General features: G+C 69.2%; 20 protein-coding genes. 9 read left to right on the forward strand and 11 right to left on the reverse strand.

What is annotated here, in order from left to right:
- Nucleotides 1-13: 13 nt before the first annotated feature.
- The 3 genes from ACZ5UM_RS15760 to ACZ5UM_RS15770 are packed head-to-tail and all read right to left on the reverse strand — an operon-like array spanning nucleotide 14 to nucleotide 1,692.
- Nucleotides 14-298 carry a hypothetical protein gene (locus tag ACZ5UM_RS15760; protein ID WP_464845238.1) on the reverse strand — a complete coding sequence of 95 codons (285 nt, stop codon included), beginning with the start codon at nucleotides 296-298 and terminating at the stop codon, nucleotides 14-16.
- Nucleotides 299-346: 48 nt separating this feature from the next.
- Nucleotides 347-775, reverse strand: a complete 429-nt coding sequence (locus ACZ5UM_RS15765; RefSeq protein ID WP_464845239.1) for a DUF420 domain-containing protein — start codon at nucleotides 773-775, stop codon at nucleotides 347-349.
- Between the two features lie 20 nt (nucleotides 776-795).
- Entirely contained in the window at nucleotides 796-1,692 is an 897-nt protein-coding gene (locus ACZ5UM_RS15770; protein WP_464845240.1) for a heme o synthase, read from the reverse strand.
- Between the two features lie 235 nt (nucleotides 1,693-1,927).
- Between ACZ5UM_RS15770 and ACZ5UM_RS15775 the strand changes: the two genes are divergently transcribed.
- The 8 genes from ACZ5UM_RS15775 (at nucleotide 1,928) to ACZ5UM_RS15810 (ending at nucleotide 9,978) form a co-directional block, all read left to right on the forward strand.
- Nucleotides 1,928-2,620, forward strand: a complete 693-nt coding sequence (locus tag ACZ5UM_RS15775; RefSeq protein WP_464845241.1) for an SCO family protein — start codon at nucleotides 1,928-1,930, stop codon at nucleotides 2,618-2,620.
- A 5-nt stretch (nucleotides 2,621-2,625) separates the two neighbouring features.
- Nucleotides 2,626-2,991, forward strand: a complete 366-nt coding sequence (locus ACZ5UM_RS15780) for a DUF983 domain-containing protein (protein WP_464845242.1) — start codon at nucleotides 2,626-2,628, stop codon at nucleotides 2,989-2,991.
- A gap of 174 nt (nucleotides 2,992-3,165) precedes the next feature.
- Nucleotides 3,166-4,194 (forward strand): cytochrome c oxidase subunit II, encoded by a 1,029-nt coding sequence (gene coxB, locus ACZ5UM_RS15785; RefSeq protein ID WP_464845243.1) that lies wholly within the window; start codon nucleotides 3,166-3,168, stop codon nucleotides 4,192-4,194.
- A 51-nt stretch (nucleotides 4,195-4,245) separates the two neighbouring features.
- Complete coding sequence (ctaD, locus tag ACZ5UM_RS15790) at nucleotides 4,246-6,132, forward strand: cytochrome c oxidase subunit I (RefSeq protein ID WP_464845244.1); 1,887 nt, start codon at nucleotides 4,246-4,248, stop codon at nucleotides 6,130-6,132.
- A 1-nt stretch (nucleotide 6,133) separates the two neighbouring features.
- A complete protein-coding gene (locus tag ACZ5UM_RS15795) occupies nucleotides 6,134-6,760 on the forward strand; it encodes a cytochrome (ubi)quinol oxidase subunit III (RefSeq protein ID WP_464845245.1) in 627 nt (208 codons plus the stop codon).
- A gap of 13 nt (nucleotides 6,761-6,773) precedes the next feature.
- A complete protein-coding gene (locus ACZ5UM_RS15800) occupies nucleotides 6,774-7,094 on the forward strand; it encodes a cytochrome C oxidase subunit IV family protein (RefSeq protein ID WP_464845246.1) in 321 nt (106 codons plus the stop codon).
- Between the two features lie 150 nt (nucleotides 7,095-7,244).
- Nucleotides 7,245-8,078: a cytochrome c oxidase assembly protein gene (locus tag ACZ5UM_RS15805; protein WP_464845247.1), complete on the forward strand. Its 834-nt coding sequence runs from the start codon at nucleotides 7,245-7,247 to the stop codon at nucleotides 8,076-8,078.
- Nucleotides 8,079-8,154: 76 nt separating this feature from the next.
- Nucleotides 8,155-9,978: a S9 family peptidase gene (locus ACZ5UM_RS15810; protein ID WP_464845248.1), complete on the forward strand. Its 1,824-nt coding sequence runs from the start codon at nucleotides 8,155-8,157 to the stop codon at nucleotides 9,976-9,978.
- Between the two features lie 116 nt (nucleotides 9,979-10,094).
- Here ACZ5UM_RS15810 and ACZ5UM_RS15815 read toward each other — a convergent pair whose 3' ends face one another.
- From ACZ5UM_RS15815 to ACZ5UM_RS15845, 7 genes are all read right to left on the reverse strand, one after another.
- Nucleotides 10,095-10,733, reverse strand: coding sequence for a lysoplasmalogenase (locus ACZ5UM_RS15815; RefSeq protein WP_464845249.1), 639 nt, complete (start codon nucleotides 10,731-10,733; stop codon nucleotides 10,095-10,097).
- A 58-nt stretch (nucleotides 10,734-10,791) separates the two neighbouring features.
- Nucleotides 10,792-11,991 (reverse strand): Ger(x)C family spore germination protein, encoded by a 1,200-nt coding sequence (locus tag ACZ5UM_RS15820; RefSeq protein WP_464845250.1) that lies wholly within the window; start codon nucleotides 11,989-11,991, stop codon nucleotides 10,792-10,794.
- The gene (locus tag ACZ5UM_RS15825) at nucleotides 11,984-13,084 is read right to left on the reverse strand and encodes a GerAB/ArcD/ProY family transporter (RefSeq protein ID WP_464845251.1); all 1,101 of its coding nucleotides are present in this window, start codon (nucleotides 13,082-13,084) and stop codon (nucleotides 11,984-11,986) included. The genes ACZ5UM_RS15820 and ACZ5UM_RS15825 overlap by 8 nt, the downstream gene beginning before the upstream one ends.
- Nucleotides 13,081-14,739, reverse strand: coding sequence for a spore germination protein (locus ACZ5UM_RS15830; protein ID WP_464845252.1), 1,659 nt, complete (start codon nucleotides 14,737-14,739; stop codon nucleotides 13,081-13,083). The genes ACZ5UM_RS15825 and ACZ5UM_RS15830 overlap by 4 nt, the downstream gene beginning before the upstream one ends.
- 139 nt (nucleotides 14,740-14,878) lie before the next feature.
- Nucleotides 14,879-15,742: an ABC transporter permease gene (locus tag ACZ5UM_RS15835; protein ID WP_464845253.1), complete on the reverse strand. Its 864-nt coding sequence runs from the start codon at nucleotides 15,740-15,742 to the stop codon at nucleotides 14,879-14,881.
- The gene (locus tag ACZ5UM_RS15840; protein WP_464845254.1) at nucleotides 15,739-16,944 is read right to left on the reverse strand and encodes an ABC transporter ATP-binding protein; all 1,206 of its coding nucleotides are present in this window, start codon (nucleotides 16,942-16,944) and stop codon (nucleotides 15,739-15,741) included. Before ACZ5UM_RS15840 ends, ACZ5UM_RS15835 begins: the two co-directional genes overlap by 4 nt.
- Entirely contained in the window at nucleotides 16,944-19,253 is a 2,310-nt protein-coding gene (locus ACZ5UM_RS15845; protein ID WP_464845255.1) for a hypothetical protein, read from the reverse strand. Before ACZ5UM_RS15845 ends, ACZ5UM_RS15840 begins: the two co-directional genes overlap by 1 nt.
- Before the next feature lie 243 nt (nucleotides 19,254-19,496).
- On the opposite strand from ACZ5UM_RS15845, the gene ACZ5UM_RS15850 reads away from it, so the two are divergent.
- Nucleotides 19,497-20,396, forward strand: coding sequence for a DMT family transporter (locus ACZ5UM_RS15850; RefSeq protein WP_464845256.1), 900 nt, complete (start codon nucleotides 19,497-19,499; stop codon nucleotides 20,394-20,396).
- Between the two features lie 867 nt (nucleotides 20,397-21,263).
- On the opposite strand, the gene ACZ5UM_RS15855 is transcribed toward ACZ5UM_RS15850, so the two are convergent.
- Entirely contained in the window at nucleotides 21,264-22,316 is a 1,053-nt protein-coding gene (locus tag ACZ5UM_RS15855) for a hypothetical protein (RefSeq protein WP_464845257.1), read from the reverse strand.
- Nucleotides 22,317-22,821 lie beyond the last annotated feature (505 nt).

The raw sequence follows: 22,821 nt of genomic DNA on the forward strand, positions 1-22,821 counted from the left end.
TGTCTTCATCTTCTTAGCGCCGGGGGCGCACGCCGCCGCCGATCACGCGCAGGCGGGGCGGGCTTCGCATGCGGCCGTGCGCATACCCCGCCGCCGCGCCGATCAGACCGCCCGCCACGTGCAGGACGACCAGCAGGGCGATCACGTTCAGCGGGCGGGAGAAGTACCGGATGGCGACCATCGCATCCAACAGGCCGCCGTCGATCAGCAGGATCGTCAGCAGGCAGACCTCAAACGCCGGCATCGCCAGGGCGAACCCCAGCGCCGCGCCCACCAGGGCGGGACGGTTGAATCGCATGCCCACGCCTCCCCGCGCTCCGTCCGCACAGCCGCCCGCGTGCGGCCACTAAGAAGGGTAAGGAAACCGCAGCAGGCCGTAGACGAGCACCCCGGTGGCCGACACATACACCCAGATGGGCCACGCCACCCGGCCCAGGCGCCGGTGCGACGGAAATACCCCGCGGAACGCCTGCCAGAGAGCCGCCACGACCAGCGGCGTCTGCACGATGGCCAGGGTGAAGTGGCTGATCAGGATCGCAAGGTAGATCGGCCGCAGCCAGGCCGGGCCCGAAAAGGTGGACAGCCCGCCCAGGGAGACGCGGGTGACGTAGAGGATCAGGAACAGCGTCGTCAGCCCCGTGGCCGTCAGCATCGCCCGCCGGTGTTTCTCCCTTTCCCCCCGCCTGACCAGCCGGATCCCCCACAGGATGAAAAGGCCGCTCACCGAGATCAGGACGGCGTTGACAGTGGGAAGCAGGGCGAGGATTCGGTCCACCGCGCTTTCCTCCCCTCCGTTCAGACCCGGGTCACGTCCAGCATCATCGCCAGGAAGACCACTGCCAGGTAGAGCAGGGACCAGCCGAAGGTCCGGTGGGCCCACTCCATCCGGGGCAGCCGCTCCCGTAGCAGGCCCACCGAAGCGGCGACCATGGCCGCCCCCAGGGCGACGGACGTCCACAGGTAGAACTGGCCGACGACGCCGGTCCAGTACAGCAGGGCCGCGGACGGGATCAGCAGCAGAGAGTAGAACAGGATCTGCCACTTGGCGGCCCGCTCCCCCCGCACCACCGGCAGCATGGGAACCCCGGCCCGTTCATAGTCCTCGCCGCGGAAGAGCGCCAGCGCCCAGAAGTGCGGCGGCGTCCAGACGAAGACGACCAGGAACATGACCAGGGCGGCCCAGTCGAGCCGGCCGGTCACCGCGGCCCACCCCACCAGCGGCGGCGCAGCGCCCGCGGCGCCGCCTATGACGATGTTATGCACCGTGGAGCGCTTCAACCACATGGTGTAGACCAGCACGTAGAACAGCAGGCCGGCAGTGGCCAGGAGCGCGGTGAGCAGGTTCACGGTCAGCAGCACCAGGAAGCTGAGCACCCCGGTGACCACCCCGAACCGCAGGGCCTGCGCCGGGGTCAGGCGGCCGGCGGGAAGGGGCCTTCGCTGGGTCCGCGTCATGATGGCGTCGATGTCCCGGTCGTACCACATGTTGATGGCGTTGGCCGCCCCGCAGGACATTGCCAGCCCGACCATGGTGACCGCGGTGACGCCCGGCGGCGGCGGCCCCCCTGCAGCGACCCACATGGCGGCGAACCCGGTGATCAGGAGCAGGACGACGATGCGGGGCTTGGTCAGCAGAACGTAGTCCCGCACCATCTGGCTGGCCTGATGCCGATCACGCACCTGCGCAAACATGGAGCTGCCTCCCCCGCCTTTCTCCCCGGACCCGTCCGGCCGGCCGGCGCCGACGGCTCCGGTCGGTGAACCGAAGTTTGACGGGCGGTCGGCAAAATCCTCCTATTTTTCTCACTTTCCCGATAAAAATGTCGTGGATGTTGCCGAAGTGGGCCCCGGCGGCAGGAATCGTCGGAGTTGGCGGATAATAAATGCATCTCACCAGCACTTCCCACCTTGCGGGAGGGAGAATCCGATGACCTCCGTCGCCGCCCTGCCCCGCGGCATCCGGATCGGCCTGGCGCTCAGCGTCGGCGTAGTCGTGCTCTCGCTGGCCGGACTCATCGCGCTGTGGGTGACGCTCCGCCAGCCTGCCCTGCCGGTGTTCGGCCACGTGCCCGATTTCAACCTGGTGGATCAGGACGGGCAACCGTTCACCGACGAGGATCTCGCGGGACGCATCCACCTCATCGGCTTCATCTACACCTCCTGCCCCGACATCTGCCCGGCCATCACGGCGCAGATGCGTGCGCTCCAGGTCGATCTGGCCCGCACCGGGCTGACCGACCGGGTCCACCTGGTCTCCATCACCGTCGATCCGGAGTACGACACCCCGGAGCAGCTGGCGGCTTATGCCCGAAGGTTTGGCGCCGACACCGCCTCCTGGCGCTTCCTCACCGGAAGGCCGGACCACGTGCGCACCGTCGTGGAGAAGGGCTTTCTCGTGGGCATCCAGCAACTGGAGACGGACCAGGTCATCCACGCGGGCCACCACCACGGAGATGCACACGCGCACGGCGGCGCGCCGGCGACCGATTACCGGGTGGAGCACAGCGGCCGTGTGGCGCTCGTCGACCCGGAAGGCCGGATCCGGGCCTTCCACCAGGGCAACTTCCTGGACACCGACGAGGTGATGGCCCAGATCCGCCTGCTGCTGTCCGGGAGGTGATGGCCGTGCTGGGGCCGATGGCCCGCGGCGCCTGGGACGGCCTGCGCCTGCGCTGCCCCGCCTGCCGCCGCGGCAGGATGGGCCGGGGGGCCTTCGGGCTGGCCGACCGCTGCCCGGCGTGCGGCGTCCCCTTCGAACCCGAAGAAGGGGATTTCGTGGGCGCCATGCTGGTGGCGTACTGCGTCACCGCGGTCCTGGTCACCGTGGGCGTCTACATCACGGCTGCGCTCACCCCCCTCAGTGCCCGGGCCCAGTGGATGCTGTGGTGCGGCTTCGGGGCGCTCTTCCTCACCGGCACCTACCGGAACATGAAGGGAGCCTGGGTAGGGATCCTGCACGCCATGACCGGGCTCCGGCGCGGCGGGCGTTGAAAGACGGCGGCGATCCCTGAACAGACGGCGGCGACGGGCGGAGGATTTGTCCGACGGATCGCGCAATGCCGGGTTGTCAGACTAGTCTTTTTGTACTACAGTGGATGGTGGTTTCTCCTCTGGCCAACCGAGTTGGGCCTACAACCTGAATCGGATATGAGGAGCGGATGATCGGTGGGTAAGTGGACGAGACAGAGCGGCTTGCGGCTCGGCGCCGCTCTCCTGCCGGCCGGCGGCCTGCTGGCGGGATGCAGCACCCTGCCGCAGACGCCCCTGGACCCGAAAGGCCCGGTCGCTCAGGTGCAGACCGGGCTGCTGCTGTACACCCTGTACATCGCGCTGGCCATCGGCATCGCGGTGACAGCGGTGCTGCTGTACGTCGTCTTCCGCTTCCGCGCCCGCCCCGGGCAGACGGAGGTGCCCCGGCAGATCCGGGGCAATCATGTCCTTGAAATTATCTGGACCGTCATCCCGATCCTCATCCTAACCTCCGTCGCTTTCCCCACCGTGGAGGCGGCCTTCTCCACCGCCACGCCGCCCGACGGCGCGATGACGGTGCGGGCCGTCGGCTACCGCTGGTGGTTCGGCTTCGAGTACCCCGACCTGGGCATCGTCACCGCCAATGAGCTGCGCATCCCGGCGGGGCAGCCTGTCCGGCTGGAGCTGACCTCCAACGACGTCATCCACTCGTTCTGGGTGCCCAAGCTCGCCGGCAAGACCGACATGATCCCCGGGCGCATCAACATCGCCTGGATCCAGGCGGACGAGCCCGGCGTCTACCTGGGCCAGTGCGCCGAGTTCTGCGGCGACTCGCATGCCAACATGCGCTTCACGGTAAAGGCCATGGCCCCGGAGGAGTTCGAAGCGTGGGTGCGGCAGCGGCAGGGCATGGCCCGGGGACCGGGTGACCTCTCGCCCGCCGCGGCCCGGGGCCGGGAGCTGTTCGAGTCGTCCGCCGGCAACTGCTTCGCCTGCCACGCCGTGGACGGCACCAGCGCCCAGGGCGTCGTCGGTCCCAACCTGACGGATGTCGGTCAGCGTTCCACCATCGCGGCCGGCCTCCTGGAGAACAACTACGAGAACCTGAAGGAATGGGTGCGGAACCCGGCCGGCTTCAAGCCGGGGACCACCATGCCGTCCCACGCCCGGCTCTCGGAGCAAGACCTCGATGCCATCGTGCAGTACCTCCAGAGCCTGAAGTGAGGCGATCCGATCCGACGGCCAATCCCCCGGTGAAACGGAGGTTGTGACCGCATGGCGACCGCTGCGAAGACGCTGGGGTTCATCCCTCGTCCCACCGCCCAGACGGGGTTCTGGTCCTGGGTGGCGACGGTGGACCACAAACGCATCGGCATCATGTACGGCGTTACCGGCTTCTTCTTCTTTCTGGTGGGCGGCCTGGAGGCCTGGGTCATGCGGCTGCAGCTGGCGCGGCCCGGCCTTGAGGTGGTGTCGGCCAGGACCTTCAACGCCCTCTTCACCATGCACGCCACCACCATGATCTTCCTGGGCGTCATGCCCCTGCTCGCGGCCTTCATGAACTACTTGCTGCCGCTGCTCATCGGGGCGCGCGACGTGGCGTTTCCCCGCCTCAACGCCTTTTCGTACTGGATCTACCTGTTCGGCGCCATCTTCATCAACGTCGGCTGGCTGAGGGGAACCGCCGGCGGAGACGTGCCCGACGTCGGGTGGTTCGGCTACGCGAACCTGACGTCCGTGGAGTTCACCGGCGGCCTGGGCACCGACATCTGGACCCTGGGCCTGCTCCTCCTCGGCATCGGCACGCTGGTCTCGGGCTTCAACTTCATCGTGACCATCCTCAACATGCGGGCGCCGGGCATGAGCCTGATGAAGATGCCCGTCTTCGTCTGGACGACGCTGGTCACATCGGCCATCATCATCTTCGCCTTCCCCTCGGTTACCGTGGCGCTGATCATGCTGATGTTCGACCGGGCGTTTGCGGCCAACTTCTTCGAGGTGGCCAGGGGCGCCAGCGTGCTCCTCTATCAGCACCTGTTCTGGGTGTTCGGCCACCCGGAGGTCTACATCCTCATCCTGCCGGCGATGGGCATCATCTCCGAAGTGCTGCCCGTCCACGCCTGCAAGATGCTCTTCGGCTACTCCGTGATGGTCTTCTCCACCGCCCTCATCGGCTTCATGGGCTTCACCGTCTGGAGCCACCACATGTTCACGGTGGGCATGGGCCCGGTGGTCAACTCGATCTTCGCCCTGACGACCATGGCCATCGCGGTGCCCACGGGCGTGAAGATCTTCAACTGGATCAGCACGATGTGGGGCGGGCAGGTGCGTTTCACCACGGCGATGCTCTTCGCCATCGGCTTCATCGCCAGCTTCACCATCGGCGGCCTGTCCGGCTTCATGCACGCCGCCGCGCCGTCCAACGCCCAGCAGCACGACACCTATTTCATCGTCGCCCACTTCCATTACGTGCTCATCGGCGGAACGATCTTCGCCATCCTGAGCGGGATCTACCACTGGTTCCCCAAGGTCTTCGGACGGCTCCTGGATGAGCGGCTGGGCCGGTGGAGCTTCGGGCTCATCTTTGCCGGATTCCACACGTTCGCCTTCCCCTTCCACTTCCTCGGCCTGCTGGGGATGCCCCGGCGCGTCTACACCTATGCCCCGGGACTGGGCTGGGAGTTCTGGAACCTGATCTCCACGATCGGCGTGTTCGTGCTGGCGGCCGGCATCCTGGTGCTCATTGCCAACATCATCGTGACCATGCGCAAGCCGATGGACGCCCCGGCGGACCCCTGGGATGGCCGCACCCTGGAGTGGACCGTCCCCTCCCCGCCGCCGGCCTACAACTTCGCGACGGTGCCCGTCGTGCACCTGCGGGACGCCTTCTGGTTCCACAAGCACCCCGAGGGCAGCGAAAAGGCCCTGGAATACACCTCGCCGGGCACGGCGCCCATCCACCTGCCCGGACCGTCGCTGATGCCCCTCCTTCTGGCGCTGGGTCCCACCGTCGCCGCGGCGGGCGTGCTCTTCATCCGGATGCGGCTGCCCTACGCCGTACCGGTAATCGTGGCGGGGTTCGTGATCGCGCTGCTGGCCATCTGGGGGTGGGCCTTCGAGGGCGAAGGCGGCACCCTGGTCGAAGCGGGGGAGGGTGACTGAGATGGCACACCACGGCCACGCGCACCGCAGCCACGCCCACGCCGGGTGGGGGCATCACGAGACCAACACCGGCATCGACAACCGCAAGCTGGGCTTCTGGCTCTTCATCGCCTCAGAATCGATCTTCTTCGCCTGCCTGCTGGTCGGCTACCTGGTCTACAAGGGGGGCTTCCAGCCGGGCGTCGGCCCGGCCGACCTCTTCAATATCGAACTGACGACGGTCTCTACCTTCGTGCTGCTGATGTCGTCGCTGGCCATGGTGCTGGGGGTGAACGCCGCCCAGCGGAACGAGGGCCGGGTGGCCCGGCGCTGGGTAGGGGTGACGGCCCTGATGGGGCTCACCTTCCTGGGCTTTCAGGTCTACGAGTTCACCCACTTCTACCACGCGGGACTCAGCCTCTCGTCCAGCGTGTTCGGCACCGCCTTCTACACGCTGACCGGCTTTCACGGCGCCCACGTGGCGGTGGGCGTGATCTGGCTGCTCACCCTGCTCTACCACGGCCGCGGCAGCGGGCTCACCGCCGACAAGGCCGACGACGTCGAAGTGGCCGGGCTCTACTGGCACTTCGTCGACATCGTCTGGATCGTGCTCTTCACCGTGGTCTACCTGCTCGAGTTCGTCCAGTAGGGGAGGTGCGCATGTGAACACCGGACTGCCCGCCGGCCGCAGGGCCAAGGTCACCCCGTTGCACCGTGCCCACCCGACCCCCGCCACGTTCGTGAAGGTGGGCGCCGTCCTGGCAGTGATCACGGCCGTCGAGTTCCTCATCCTGTACGTCCGGGGGATGTCGGCGCTGGTGGTGACGATCCTGGCCGTGCTCTCCGCCGCCAAGTTCTTCCTGGTGGCCGCCTACTTCATGCACCTGCGCTTTGATGCGCGCATCCTCACGGCCATCTTCGCCGTCGGCGTCACCCTGGCGACCCTGATCACGGTCGCCGTGCGGTTCATCAACCTGGCGTGACCAGGCTCGACGTGGACGAGACGGCTCGTCTGCCTGAAGGAATCTGCGCGGTCCGGGCGGGGCGGCATCGCCCCGCCCGCTCTGCAGCCCGGCCGCCGCGCAGTCGGGAGTCTGCCGGCCGGCTGCCCCGCACACGGAGGAGGTGAGCAAATGACCCCCGACCTGTGGGCCCACCGCTTTGAGGACCTGTGGTACCCCGACCTCCTGGCCTGGATCATCCTGCTGAACGTCGCCTACCTGCTGCTGGTCAACCTCTGGCGGCGGGCGTACCGCTGGGGGCCGCCGGTGCCCGCCTGGCGGCAGGTCCTCTTCTCTCTGGGCCTCTGGACCGTTTACCTCAGCGAGGGCACCCCGATCCACATCATCTCCGAGCTGTACCTCTTCAGCGTCCACATGTTCCAGCACACCCTGCTCACCATGATCCTGCCGCCGCTGATCCTGCTCGGCACTCCCGAGTGGGCACTCCGTCCCCTGCTGCGGCGGCCGGGGGTGAAGCGGGTGCTCCGCGCGCTGGTTCACCCCGTGCCGGCGCTGCTGCTCTTCAACCTGATCTACTCGCTCTGGCACCTGCCGGTCGCCTATCAGGCGATTCTCCTCTACCACTGGTTCCACGCGGTGCAGCACGCCATCCTGGTTGTGACCGCGCTCCTGATGTGGTGGCCCGTCTGCTCGCCCACCCGGGAGCTGCCGCGCCTCTCCGAGCCGGGGCAGATGGCCTACGTCTTCCTGGCCGGGCTGGCCCAGATCGCCGCCTTCGCGGTCATCACCTTCTCGGACGTGGTGTTGTATCCGTTCTACGAGGAGGCGCCCCGCCTCTTCGGCATCGACCCGATGGCCGACCAGCAGGCGGCCGGCGTCGTGATGCACCTGGCCAGCGGCGTCATCTTCATCTTCGCCTGGGTCCTCATCTTCTTCCGCTGGGTCGCACGGGAGGAACGGCGCGCCCTGCCCGCCGAGACCGGTTCGGAGCACGCCCCAGTTTGATCCTTCATCTTATCGAACCATTTTGAACCCCCAGACCGTCTTATGAACGATGCTTCAGGAAGGAGGAAAGGCGCATATGGCCACGCGTCCCCAGTACCGGTTCGAGCAGTTCTTCGCGACCCGGCGGATCATGGCGATGCAGCCCGCGCCGGACGGCGAGTCGTTCCTGTTCATCAGCGACATCAGCGGCCAGTTCAACCTCTGGCGGGTCTCCAGCCAGGGGGGCTGGCCCCGGCAGCTGACCCTTTTCACGGACGACGCAGTGCGAGATGCGGTCTTCAGCCCCGACGGCGCACGCATCGCGTTCATTGCGGACCACCACGGCGACGAGAAGTACCAGGTCTACCTGATGGATGCGGTGGGCGGCTGGCCCGAGAAGATCACCGACCGGCCGGACGTCCAGTACCAGATCGCCGGCTTCTCGCCATGCGGCCGCTACCTGGCGTTCTCGGGCAACGCGGCCAACCCTCAGGACGTCGACATCTACCTGTACGACCTGGAGACCGGTGACACACGGCAGCTCACGCCGGGCGGGGGACTGCGCTATGCCTTCTCCTTCTCACCCGACGGGTCCAAGATCCTGGCCGTCCAGTTCTACGGCAACACCGACCAGGACCTGCTCCTGATCGACGTCGCCAGCGGCGAGCTCCGCAACCTCACCGCCCACCCGGGCCGGCAGGCGACCTTCTTCCCCGGCCCCTGGCTGAAGGACGGCTCGGGCTTCTACTTCGTGACCAACGACGGGCGGGAGTTCCAGGGCATCGCCTTCTTCGACCTGGGCGCGGAGCGGTGGTCGTACGCCGTCACCGCCGACTGGGACGTCGAGGGCTGCGCCCTGAACGCCGACCAGCGGCTCCTGGCCTACGTGGTGAACGAGGCCGGCCGCTCGGTCGTGCACGTCGTCGAGCGGGAGAGCGGCCGCCGGATCGACCTGCCTCCGGTACCCGCCGGGGTCATCGCGGACCTGAAGTTTGCCCGGAAGGACAGCCGCAACCGGCTCTTCCTCCAGATGGCCACCTACAAGGAGGCCCCGACGATCTACGTGCTGGACGTCGACGCCGGCAGCCTGACCCGGGTCACCGAGTCGATGCTGGGCAACATCCCCGACGAGGTGTTCGTGGAGCCGGAGCTGGTGCACATCGACGCCTTCGACGGCCTGCGCATCCCCGCCTGGCTCTACCGGCCCCACGGGATCGAGCCGGGCCAGAAGGTCCCCGTCGTGCTCTCCATCCACGGCGGGCCGGAGGCCCAGGAGCGGCCGGGCTACAACTACGGCGGCTTCTACCAGTACCTGCTCAGCCGGGGCGTGGCCGTGCTCGCCCCCAACATCCGGGGCTCGACGGGCTTCGGCATCGACTACCAGAAGCGCATCCACCGCGACTGGGGCGGGGCCGAGCTGAAGGACATCGAGGCCTGCAACCGGTACCTGCGCTCGCTGGACTGGATCGACGGCGACCGCATCGCCATCTGGGGCGGCTCCTTCGGCGGCTTCGCCACGCTCTCCGCCGCCACCCGCCTGCCCGACCTGTGGGCCGCGGCCTGCGACTTCTGCGGCCCCTCGAACCTGATCACCTTCGTGCAGTCGGTACCGCCGCACTGGAAGCCGATCATGAAGGCCTGGCTCGGCGATGCCGAGGAAGACCGGGAGTTCCTGATCGAGCGCTCGCCCATCACCTACGTGGATCAGCTCAAGTGCCCGCTCATGGTGGTCCAGGGCGCCATGGACCCCCGGGTGGTGAAGGCCGAGTCGGATCAGATGGTCGAGCGGCTGCGCAGCATGGGCCGCGAGGTCGAGTACCTGGTCTTCGAGGACGAGGGCCACGGCTTCACCAAGCGGACCAACCAGCTCAAGGGCTATGGCGCCATGGCCGACTTCCTGATCCGGCACCTGGTGAAGTAGCGGGAAACGGCGCACCGGGGCGGCGAGTCGGGACGAGCGGCCGTGGCTGCACACCAAAGGCCGGGAGACCGTGCACGCGTACGGCCTCCCGGCCTCTTGTCGCGCGCTTCCCGACCCTACCCGCCGCCCAGCACGCTCACCGCGATCAGATACTGCCCGGCGAAGTAGGTGCTCATCACGCCCAGGTTCGCCCCGGGCAGAGGCCGGGCGAACCGGTTCCAGGCCAGGATGGCGTCCGAGACGTAGAACAGCAGGGCCCCCAGCACCAGGCCGGGCAGCCGGGTGCCCACGGCCGCCAGCACCATGGCCGAGATGGCGGCGAGGTAGAGGCCTGCAGCCGCCTGCAAGGGGCCTCCGCCCTCCCGGATCAGCCCCGGGCGCATCCGGCGGAAGAGGAGCAGCCCCACGACCGCCAGGCCTGACAGAACCGCCGCGTCCAGCAGGCCCCATCCCGCCCGCCGGGTCGAGAAGGCGGCGATGTACATGAGGTGTGCCAGAAAGAAGGACACCAGCCCGGCCAGGAAGCGGTTCTGCGGCAGCACCAGGAAGATGTCGCCCGCGACCGAGAAGACCAGGCCCGCGAGCACCAGGTACCCGAAGGTTCCCGCTTCGGGCAATCCGGTGGCGGCCAGGGCGATGATCAGGAACATGGTCCCCGGCTTGAACACGTACCGCAGCCAGCGGACGCCCCGCCAGATGGCGATCAGGTCCCCCACCCCGGCAAGGCCGATGGCCACGGAGAGCGGCTCCAGCACAACGCTCACCTCCCGTCCGAATTGTACCACAAGCGGGACGGAAGCGCAGCGCCGTCGGTCACTGTTTGCCCTCCCGCAGCTCCCTTTCGGTCGGGTGCACCGGACCCGTCACAAGCCCCGCCTGCGTGATCGTGACCCGCGCCACCACCTCCACAGGCGTGTCGATCCACACCTCCTCGCCCCACTTGTCCTCCATCTTCTTGTAGAACTGGGGAAAGGCCAGCTGCGCGTGCTTGCCGAAGCCCACCGGGTCAGCCACGCGCGTCTGCATGATCTCGATGAAGCGCTCGATCCGCTGGCGCAGGTCGTCGGACAGGGCCTGCTCCAACTGGTTCCGCACGTCAGCGTCCTTCACTGCACCGGTCCTGCAGGCTGAGCGGGTCACGTTGACCCGGCTGGTCGCCTCCACCCGGAAGGCCGGCCGGTCGCCCTGCCAGTAGGGGCGCACGCGGAGCTTGCCGGTCACCACGCGGGCCGACAGCGTCCCGTACTCACCGTTCGGGCAGTGCGCCGTAATGGTGAAACCGGTCGGGTTGCCCAGGAACCAGGCCATGACCTGGTAAGCCCAGGGGTCGAGAACCACCTGCAGGTAGTCGCGCCGGAACAGCGCGACGCCGCTCAGCGTGACGGTCGTACTCGGCCCCAGCGACGTTTTCGCCTGACGAGGGATGATCTTGAGCGTCGGCATCCACACGGAGTGGGTGTCGGACATGCGGGCCGCCAGCACGTCCTTCAGCCGCCACTCCAGCCCGCCCTTGGCCTGGAGTATCGCGGTCAGGTTGAAGGGCTGAAAGCTGCGCAGCTGCGGCAGGGTCTCGAAGACCTCCTGCGCCTGCCCCTCCACCAGAAACGGCCGCACCGTGAGCCGGATCTCGTGGTTGGTGGCCAGAACGTCCAGGATTTCCCCGATCCCGTGCCTGCGCGCGTACTCCTCGCCGATCAGCACCACCCGCAGGTGCTGGAAGACGAGCCGGCGAGCGGAGGAGAGCCGGATCAGCGCCAGGGCATCGGCGAAGTTGTCGGCCTCGCGCGCGACCACCCAGACCGGCTCCTGGTTGCCGCCCCCGCCGCTGGCCAGGTGGGGCGGCAGGGGCCGCGGGACGTACAGCGTCAGCCGCAGCGCCTCCCGCTCCCCCACGTCCACCCCAAGGCCCAGCACGATTCCGATGTCGTTGAGTTCGATCCGGCTCCAGCACCCGGAAAGCATGACCGTCGCGCACACCAGGAGAAGCCCGAGCGACAGCAACCGTCTACGCACTGGTACGCGCCCCCTGTCGCCGCCGGATGAGGAGCGTGAAGAGCGCCAGCAAGATCACCACGGCCCACGCGGCGGCGATGTGGAGGATCATCCACCACGGCTCCCGGGCGATGCTCCGCCGGTGCAGCCCCCCTTCGAGCGTCTGCGCGAAGACCACTCCGGCCGCGCCCGCGATGAAGTTAATCCAGCCCCTGCGGTGGGTTCCCAGGGCCAGGGCGGCTTCCTCCACCACCGTAAACAGGTACACGGTGATGCTGACCAGGCTCCCGCACAGCCAGAGCAGCATGATCCCGGCCTGAATGCGCTCGATGGACTCGGTGAGCGCGATGATCGCGAACATCTCGTACCCGGGGTACAGCAGGCGGGCGGGCAGCAGCGAGCCAAAGGTGAGGCTGATCAGCAGCACGAACACGGCCAGCGCGAGGTGCGACCCCCCCACCCCGATCAGGGTCCACTTGTACGGGTTCACCCTGGGGCTGAGGTGCCGGATGAGGCTCAGCACGATGATGGTCTGCCCCGCCCACGGAAGCGCGATCCACGCCCCTGTCACCACGCCCCCGAGCCCCTTCCAGAGGAACGGGTCGACCTGCAGGATGCGGATCTCCCGCACCATCGCCAGCGGCAGGAAGAGGAGGACAGCGATGAGCGGAACGAGGACCCCGTAGGCGGTGCGGGCGATGGGCTCCATGCCCTGGTGCACGATATACATGGCCAGCAGGGCCATGATGGCCGCCAGCACCCAGGCCGGGGTGTCGGGCAGGATGAGGATGCTGGTGAAGGTCTGCACGTCGTGCAGCGACAGGCTGTAGGTCAGCAGGTTGAAGGCGGCGTAGATCAGGACGATGGGCAGCGTGGCCCAGGGCCCGATGGCGCACCGGATGGCCCGCAGCGGGTCGCGGTCGGGGAAGCGGCACGCGACCCACACGACCGCAAAGGCGACGGCCAGGCTGTACAGGCCCACCAGGACCATGATCATCCACGCTTCCTGCCCGGCATTCTCCAGCAGAACGCGCGGCAGCATCATGTACTGCATGATAAACTCCGTCACGATGAGCACCGACGCGTAAAGCCCTCCGCTGATCCGTATCGTCACGGGGTTCCCCCTCTCTTCCTGGCCGACGGCCGGCTCGGCCGGTTGCCCTGGCCGCCGCGGGGATGGTCGACGGCCGGCATGAACTGCGGCCGCCGCCGCATGGCCCACCAGGGCGCACGAACGAACACGTCCCGCTGGTCACCGCCCGTGGGCGGGACGATGGGAGACAGGTACGGCACGCCGAAGGAACGGAGGCTGCTCAGGTGGACGAAGAGCGCCATGAGCCCCACCACGATGCCGAAAAACCCGAAGGTGCCGGCCAGAATCATGAGGACGAAACGCAGGACGCGCACCGCCAGCGACATCGCGTACAGCGGGATGATGAAGGAGGAGATCGCCGTCAGGGCCACGACGATCACCATGACCGGCGAGACGAGCCCGGCCTTCACCGCGGACTCCCCGATCACCAGGGCCCCCACGATGGACACGGCCTGGCCGACCACCTTGGGCAGCCGCACGCCGGCCTCCCGCAGGGCTTCCATCGTCAGTTCCATCATCAGCGCCTCCAGCACCGCCGGGAACGGAACCCCCTCGCGCGCGGCGATCAGGGTGATCAGCAGGTTGGTGGGAATCAGTTCGTGGTGGAAGGTAGTCACCGCGACGTAGATCGACGGGCCCAGGAAGGCGATCAGCAGGTAGAGGTACCGCAGGCTCCGCACGAACGAGGAAATGGGCCAGCGGTGGTAGTAGTCCTCCGCAGACTGCATCTCGGCGACCAGCGTAGACGGCATGAGCACCGCGTGGGGCGTGCCGTCCACCAGCAGCGCCACCTTCCCCTCCAGCAGCCCGGCGGTGACTACGTCGGGCCGCTCGGTGACCTTTAGGAGCGGAAAGATGGTAAACGGGTCGTCCTCGACCATCTCTTCGATGTAGCCGCTGGCCAGCACCGCGTCGATCTGGATGCGGCCGACCCGGGTCCGGACCTCCTGGACAAGCTCCGGCGTGGCGATGCCCATCAGATACAAGAGCACCACCCGGGTCCGCGACCGTTCTCCCAGGGTCAGCCGCTCCACGCGCAGCCGATCGTCCCGCATGCGGCGGCGGATGAGCGCGACGTTGTCCGAGACGGTCTCGGTGAAGCCATCTTTCGGCCCGCGCACCACCGGCTCGGTGAGGGGCTCGTCGGGCTGGCGGCCCGGCGGCCCGTCCGTGGGCATGATCAGCGCGGAGGGCAGGCCCTCCACGAACAGGACGGTGTCGCCCGCCAGCAGCGACTCCAGCACCTGCCCGAGGACCCCGACGCCCCGGACCATGACGCTGGGGATCATCTGCTCCAGCGCCGTGAGCAGGCTGTCGGGGCTGTCTGCCGGCAGTTTCCGGTCCTGGCCCCACACCGCCAGCGACTCGAGAATCGTCATTACCTGCGCCCGTTCGCTCATGGCGTCGAGGCAGAACAGGGCTGCGGGCAGCCGGTCGGCCCCGAGGTAGAGCGTGCGCTCCATGAGGTCGGCGCTGTAGCCCATCAGCGTCCGCACCATGGCCCGGTTCTCCGCCAGCGCCGGGCTGACGGGCATGTATGCCTTCTCCGCGGCCAGGGCCAGCTGAAGCTGGTCCGACAGCCCGGCGCCGGCGCAGTTCTCGACCTCTGCGGCCAGCTCGTGGGCCCTGGCCACCTGCCAGCGGCGCAGATACTGTACGATCAGCTGATGGTCCACCTGCACACCCACCTCCCCGCCGCGTGTATTCTTTGAACGGACGGGGGTGCGTATGCGGGCGCCCCCGTGGGCGCGGACACGGCGGCCCCCTGCCGGAACGCAGGGGGCCGCCGTGTGCAGAGGGCCGCCGTGTGCGCCGTCAGCGCCGGGCCGCGGGCCGCAGCGGGTCCACCCGCCGCACCGTGCGCCAGAGCAGCAGGAGCATCAGCCCCAGGGCGATCAGGCAGTACTTCCACCAGATCGCCTCGCGGGCCGCATCGGTGGTGAGGATGGGCGAATACAGCCTGGTCATCTGCGACAGCGGCAGGCCGGCCGCCGCCGCCAGGCCGAACGCCGGGTTGGTGTAGGCGAACACCAGCCCCCACACCGGCGGGTTCTCCAGGTCGAAGAACACGTGGTAAGTCAGGGCGCCGAACAGCGGCGACAGCAGAATCCAGGTGGTGACGACCCCGTAGGCCGCGACCACGGCGGTCTGGGTCCGCCGGTACAGCGCACTGAAGTAGAGCGAGACCGCTCCCAGGAGCAGGACGGTCACCACGTAGACAACCGCCGAAAGCCCCAGCCGGTAGAGCGAAAAGCCGCCGAACAGGAAGATCAGCCCGAAGACCGGCAGCGAGGCGAACATCAGCAGCAGGGCGAAACCCGTCGCCGCCAGCAGCTTGCCGAACACGACCTGTGCGGCGGAGAGGCGGGTCACCAGGAGCAGGTCCAGGGTCTGCCGCTCCCGTTCACCGGCGATGGCCCCGGCGGCCAGCCCGGGCACGGCCAGCACCAGCAGCACCAGCTGCAGCATGGCCAGGGTGGCGTAGATGACGGCGCCCACCTCGGGGGCAAACCCCACGGTGCGGTTGCCCCGCATGGAGGCGGCGAAGATCAGGAGCGCCACGAGCCCCAGGAGCCCCACGTAGAGCACGATGATCCCCGGCGTCCGCCAGCCCCGCATGCGCACCCGCACCTCCCGGAGCAGAACCGGGTTGCGCACGAAGCCCCAGAGTGCGCTCACTGCTCCTCACCCCCCGTGATCGCCATGAAGACGTCCTCCAGCTTCGACTTGACCTCGGCGAAGTGCACCACCGGCAGCCCGGCCTGCACCAGGGTGGACAGCAAGGAAGCGGCCGCCTGGTCGCCGTCGTCCAGGGCCACCCGCAGGGCCCCGTCCTCCACGGTGACGTTGTGCACGCCCGGCACCGTGCGCGCCACCCGGGCCGCGGCGGCCAGCCGCTCGTCTGCCCCTGCGGCCGTGCCCACCGCCGTACCCGCCGCCGGGCCTGCCGCTGGGCCTGCCGCCGGGCCCGCCGTGTCCGGCTGCGCAGCGGTCCCCGCGCCTGCCGCCGGGCCGGCCGTGTCCGGCTGTGCAGCGGTCCCCGTACCCGCCGCCGGGCCGGCCGTGTCCGGCTGCGCAGCGGTCCCCGCGCCTGCCGCCGGGCCCGCCGTGTCCGTCTCCGGAGCTTCCGCCGTCTGCCCGCCCCGATGAGCGGCTCCGGCGGCACCGGCCGGGGGCAGGCCGCCCAGCCGCACTTCCATCACCCGGGCGCCGGCCTCCCGCTGGATCTGCTCCACGGGGCCCGAGGCCACCATCCGCCCGTTGTGGATGATGCCGATGTGGGTGCAGAGCTCCGCCAGCTCCGCCAGGATGTGGGACGAGATCAGGATCGTCTTGCCCCGGCGGCGCAGCTCCAGCAGGATTTCCCGGAGCTCGACCCGGTTGCGGGGATCCAGGCCGGAGGCAGGCTCGTCGAGGATGAGGACCTCGGGGTCGTGCACCAGGCAGCGGGCCAGGCAGAGCCGCTGCTTCATGCCCCGGGAAAGCTCGTCGACGTACGCCCCCCGCTTGTCGGCCAGCCGGACCAGGGCGAGCAGGGAGTCGATCAGCCGGTCCCGGCCCGCGGCGGGCACACCGTAGCAGTCGGCGTAGAAGTGCATATACTCGTCGACCTTCAGGTTGTCGTAGACGCCGAAGAAGTCGGGCATGTAGCCCAGCCGGGCCCGGGCCTCGCCGGGGTTCTGGAGCGCGTCCGTGCCGCCGATGAACACCCGGCCGGCGTCGGGCATGAGGAGGGTCGCGATGATCTTCAAGGTGGTCGTCTTGCCGGCGCCGTTGGGGCCGACGAAGCCGTAGATCGCCCCGGGCTCCACGGTGAAGCTGACCTCCTTCACCGCCTCCACGTCGCCGAAGCGCTTGACCAGCCCTTCCACCCGCAGCATCACCGCACCCCCTTTACGGCCACCGTGGGCGCCATGAACTCGGCCTCGGCGGACAGGTCATACCGAAGCTCCATGGCCCCGCCGGGCAGCACGAAGTCCTGCCAGCCGGGCAGCACCGTGCGCTGCTCCGTGAGCGGCAGCCACTCGCCCGTGCGCTGGTTGCGGACGAAGACCGACATCACGGCCTCCCGCACCGGCCCCTGCAGATCCAGCGTCACCTCGGCCACCTGCTTCGGATCCAACGGCGGCAGCCCGACGACGAACCGGTGGCTGCCTGGGGGCGCGTAGTAGACGTTGGGCCCGATGAGGGGCACCCTCTCCGCATCCACCGGGCGACCGAGGACCACGCCGGGGGGCAGGTCGCCGTCCGCCCGGACCGGCAGGGGGTGGAAGACATAGACCAGGTTCGCCCCCGTCACCAGCCGCCCCAGTTCGGGCGCCGGCGGCGAGGCCAGCGGCTCGTCCGTCCAGCCCGTGACCAGCATCCCCGAACCGAGCCGTCCCTGCCCGGATTCCCAGGCGAACGCCCGGAGCTGTTCGTGGCGGGGGTCGGCGCCGGGGTCAGGGGCGCCGCTCCCGGGCAGCGGGATCAGCCCTTTCGTCCCGGGTGCGACCCTGGCCTTCCTCCCCGCCGTAAAGGGCTCGGACGTCTCGCCGGGGCCGAGGTCCCCCACCCCGACCACGTCGTAGGCGGTGGCCACCTCCACCCCGGACACCCGCACGGGCAGGGTGTTCCGGACCCGTCCGGTCACGAGGAACTCGGTGACCTCCACGTCCACCAGCTCCAGCCCGCCAGGGACCGTCACCGGCTGCTCCAGCGCGAAGGCGGTCATGTTGTAGTTGGTCAGCCCTGCCAGCTCCAGGGCGGGGGGATCCCCGGCCACGATCCGGCTCTCCGCGCCGCCCACGAAAGCGCCGGTACTCAGCGGCCGCACCAGCCCCGCGCCGGGCAGGGGAACCGAGAGCCGGGGACGGCCCGGCGCATACAGGCCCACGTAGCCGGTCAGGACGGCGGTCCGGGACCCCGGCACCAGCTCGGTGGTGGTCATGAGGTGCGTGATGCCGCCCTGGAACCGGCCGGCGCCCATCCCGTAAACAGCGCCGAGGAAGAGCACGGAGAGCAGGGGTACGGTGAACCAGGCCCATTCCCGGCGGTCCAGCCGGCGGAGCACCAGGTAATTGACGGGCCCCACGGCGATCAGGTAGCCGCCGAGCACCAGCCCGACCAGCCAGACCGCGGGCATCCCCCAGTCCGGAATCTGCTGGATCGCATCCTGCACCCGCCAGTCGGTGGCCACCACCGGCCGCCGTCCCGCGGACAGGCCCACCAGCCGGTCGAGCAGCACGAGGTGGCCCCCCCAGCCGGCCACCGGCGCCTGTGCGGGGTCGTAGGCCAGATAGACCACCCGGCCGGATCCCACCTGGGCGGACGCCGCCAGCACGATGCCCGCCTCCGGCCCGGTACCGCCCGGCCCCGCCGCGCCGCCGCCCGGGAGGGGCTCACCGGCACGGATCAGCACCGTGCCGCGGACCAGCGGCCCAACGCTGACGGTGCCGCTGCCCTCCAGGGGCACGCCGGCCAGGTCGCCCAGGGGAGCCAGCGGGACCTCCGCCGTTCCGGAAATGTCCACCGGCAGGAGGCTCCCGGGCAGCGGCCCGAGGGTACGCGGCCACTCCGGGCCGCCGAAAAGCAGCAGGGTCCCGCCCCGGGCCACCCAGGCCTCCAGGGCCTGCAGCTGCCGGTCGGTCAGTCTGTCCGCGTCGTAGCGGGCGATGGCCAGCAGGTCCAGGCTGCCCAGCAGGGTCGGGCTGTCGGGCAGGGTCTCCGCCGACAGCCGCACCAGCCGGACGCCGTCGCCGCCGCGCAGCCCGCTGAGGGCCGCCAGGGCCGCCTCGTCGTCGGAGAGCACGCCGGCCAGCAGCACGTGCCGGGGCTCCCAGCTCAGACTGAGCGTGCGCTGCTCCGCCAGCTGCCCGTCTGCGTACAGCCCGACCGTCACGGGCCAGCTGTACTCGTTGGGAAGTGCAACCGCCAGGCGCACGCTTCCGCCGGGCGGCAGGTCATACGGCACGGCGTACTCCGGGCGCGGCAGGTGCTCCATGCCGGGCGGAGGAGCCGTCCGGACCGCCACCTCGCCGGCGGCGGCCTCTCCCTCGCTGCGCACCTCCACCCAGACGGTGACCCATTCGCCCTCCTTCAAGTAGCCCTGAAACGCGGGCTCCACCGCCAGGCTGACGCCTGCCGCCGCGGCGGCGGGCGGAGCCGTCATAAGCACGAGCAGGGCCACCCATAGCCAGAATGTTCGCACGTCGTCGCCTCCTAGCTGCGAGGTTGGAGACCACCTGCCTCATCAGACGTATCCCCGGTGTCGGTCGTTTCAGACTCGTCCCAAGGCGTGCGGGGCCTTCCTCCCCATTGTGTCCCAATCGCCCCGGGCACGGTGCCGGCAGGAATCTGGCCGGTCCAGGTCTAAACTTTCGGGAATATGACACCGCAGCCCCGGCGGAGCCGCCGTCCGGGGGCATCAAGAGGGAACGGAGGCGTCGTGTCCTTGCCGCTGCTCACACTGCTCGGTCTGGTCGTCGCCGTGCTGGCCGTGGGGTGCTCGGCCATCATCATCCGGCTGTCGGAAGCACCGGCCCTGGTGCTCTCGTTTTACCGGTTGGCGCTCTCGGTGGTGCTGTTGGCCATCCCGGCCCTTCTGCGCGAGCGGGAGGCCCTGCGGCGCCTCAACCGTCGGGACTGGCTCGTGCTCGCCGCCAGCGCCCTCTCGCTGGCGCTCCACTTCTACGTATGGATCGAAAGCCTCAACTACACCACCGTGGCCAGCTCCACCGTGCTGGTTACCTCCAGCCCGTTCATCGTGCTGGCGCTGGGCTACTGGCTGCTGGGGGAGCGGACGAACCGGATCGGGCTCGTGGCCATGATCATCGGCGTGGTCGGGGCGGTCATGGTCGGCTGGGGCGACTTCCGGGTGAGCGGGTCGGCCCTGTTCGGCGACGTGCTCGCCTTCCTGGGCGCGGTGACGGTGTCCGGCTACACCATCGCCGGCCGCTTCGCCAGGCAGAAGATGTCGGCCACCCTGTACTCCACGGTGGTCTACGCCCTCGCCGCGGCGTTCCTGTGGTTGTTGATGCTGCCCCAGCGGATTCCGCTGGCCCCGTACCCGGCGCGGGAGTGGGTGCTGTTCGCCGCGCTGGCGGTCATCCCGACCATCCTGGGGCACACGATCTTCAACTGGGCGCTCCGCTGGGTGAGCGCCACCACGGTCTCGATGAGCACCCTCGGCGAGCCTGTGGTGGCCACAGTGCTGGCGTGGCTGCTCTTCCGGGAGGAGCCGGGGTGGGCCACCATCGTCGGCGGCATCCTGCTGCTCGCGGGCATCGGGCTGTACGTGCGGTACGGAACGGTGCCGGCGGACCAGGCGCAGACGACCTCCGTGGCGGACTGAGGGTGAGTGCGGCTCAGGCGGCCGCGCCCGCGCCAGGCCGCGGCGCCCGTCAGAGGGCGTGACCCTGCGGGACGCCCGGATCTGCGCTCGTCACAGCCCGTGTACTCTCCGGGTCGCGCAGATCTGCTCGATGTGGCCGGCCGAGCGTGTCCACGTAGAATGCCAGGCTCTCCGCCAGGTTCCGGACCCGTATGACCTTCTTGGGCATCGCCGTCACTGTCGCCATCCCTCCCGTTTTTCCTTGTCACCCCATACCACGCACGACGGAGGAGAAACGATACGCGAGTGCCCCGGCCTGCTCAACCGATCTGCGGAGGGCACGGCACTGCTGCGGCCGGCGGACAGTGGGGCGATGACGCCCTGCTCTACGGGTTCGCCGAACGCACCGAGGTACTCGGCCCGCCGGTCCTGGTGGGGTTCCACATCAACTGGGGCACAGATCCCCGGACCGGCGACGGGAGCGAGTCCCCTCGATCCGGCGTCCATACGACTCCGTCTGCCTGCTCCGGCGTCGGCGGCCTGAAGCGCGCAATCGAATGGGGCTGCACCTCCAAGGGTGCAGCCCCTGTCTGCGTCCATGGGCAGTTGTCCTCGTCGCTCCGGTCTCCGGCGAGGCGCACCCGTCGCCCCCGTCGCTCAGGTCTCCGACAGAGTGCGGGTTCCCTCGTCGCTCCGGTTTGCGGCGGGGTGCCGGGCGCTCCCGTCGCCTCGCTGCCGGGCGCAACGCCGGCCGCTCACGTCTTGCACGCGCCCCCGGTTGCGGCGTCTCTCCGCAGCCCCGTTCGACAACCCGCGTCGTCGTTCACGTCACCGCGCCCCTGATGCCACAGCCGGCGTACAGGCGGCCACCCGCCTCGCACAGCCTTCTCAACGCCCCGGAATGGGCTGGGTGGGCTGCAGGGGGTCGCCCGCCAGGATCTCCTCCACCTCCTCGTAGCCCTCGGGGAAGGCGAAGTTGTACCGGGCGGGCAGGGCGAAGACGTACGCGTCGTTCCGGCCGAGTTCACTGGGGCCGATCGGCGCCGCGCCGATGTGGAACTCCCCGGCTTCCAGCGCCTCCCACTGGTCCACGGTGAACACCATGATGGGGATGTCCTGACGGGGGGCATCCTCACGCCAGGCAGGGTGCCGGATGCGGATCAACGGCCCGGTCGTCACCGGCTCGGTGCCGCCTACGGGAAGGCCCTCCCACTCCTCGGTCACGATGGTGTAGCCTTCCCAGCTCTCTGGGAGCGAGAAGACGAAGCCGTAGTCGCCGTTCAGGTACGTCACCGGCCCGGGGGCAACGTAGTCGCCCAGGGTGACGTCCGTGATCATCCAGGCGTCGCCGATCCGGGCCACCACGAGGGTGATGGCACGCTTGCCGGAGTACCCATCCTCCAGGTCCGTGCTCGTCTTCAGGACGATGTTGCCCCGGACCTCGTATGCCCCATCATGTTCACCCTGCGCCCGCGGGACGACGCTCACGATCTCAATCCGATCCGGCCAGGGGCTGGAGACGACCCGGCCGGGCGCCTGGGCCAGATCGCCCTTCCACCGCTCCAGGAGCTCGGGGGTGACCAGGTCGCCGTAGTGCTGCTCCATGCTCTCGGCGACGATGTGCTCCGGTGCCATCAGGGATACATCCTTCAGCCTCCGGCCGAACTCCTCGACGACGGCGCGGGCCGCCGCCTCACCGTCGGCCTCTGCTTCGCCGTGGGTGAGCCGTTCCGGGTCAACTCCGGTGCCGCCGCTGACCTCCTGATCGCGATCGCTTGCGCCCTCCGCCGCGGGCAGATCCTCGCCGGCCACCACACGCTGGAGCGCTGCATCCTGCCGCTGCTCCTCTGGCCCGTTCGATCCGGCAGCGCCGGCTGCGGAACAGCCGGCCAGGGTGAGCGAGACCAGCGCTGCGACAACGGCTGCGTAAGGTTGCTTCATGTTGCTGCCTCCCTTTCCGTCGGTTCTCACCCGCTTGGACGGATCTGGAAGCCGGTCTGTTTCATCAAAGGCGCACGTTTTGGTGGACGAGTTCCAGAAGCCTCACGACCGCCTGGCCCCCCGCGTCGCATGAGGCAGCGGTGAGAGGCCCGCATCCGGCTGTCGGTCCCCGTGAGGTGTGCCGAAGGATGACCCTCTCCGATCTTCCCAGGCTCGGCGCGTTCGTGGGAATCCGGCGCCGCCGCCCACGCTCCCCCGGCAATCCAGTGTCCCACCGAAACCTGTGCGCATACCGCCTCCGCACAGGCCTGCCCTCTCGAGTCGGCCGGCCGCTTCCATCCCTATCCTCCCACGCTCGGCGCGTTTTCCGCAGCAGGCGTGCAATTCGTGGGCGTTTCCCGGCAGGGGCGCGTGCAGCGACCTGCGGTACTTCGGGCCGGCTCGGTGATCGACGGTCCTCCTCCCACGCTCTGCGCGTTTCCCGGGCCTGGCTGGCGCCGCATGA

The sequence above is a fragment of the Symbiobacterium ostreiconchae genome (genome assembly GCF_055396975.1).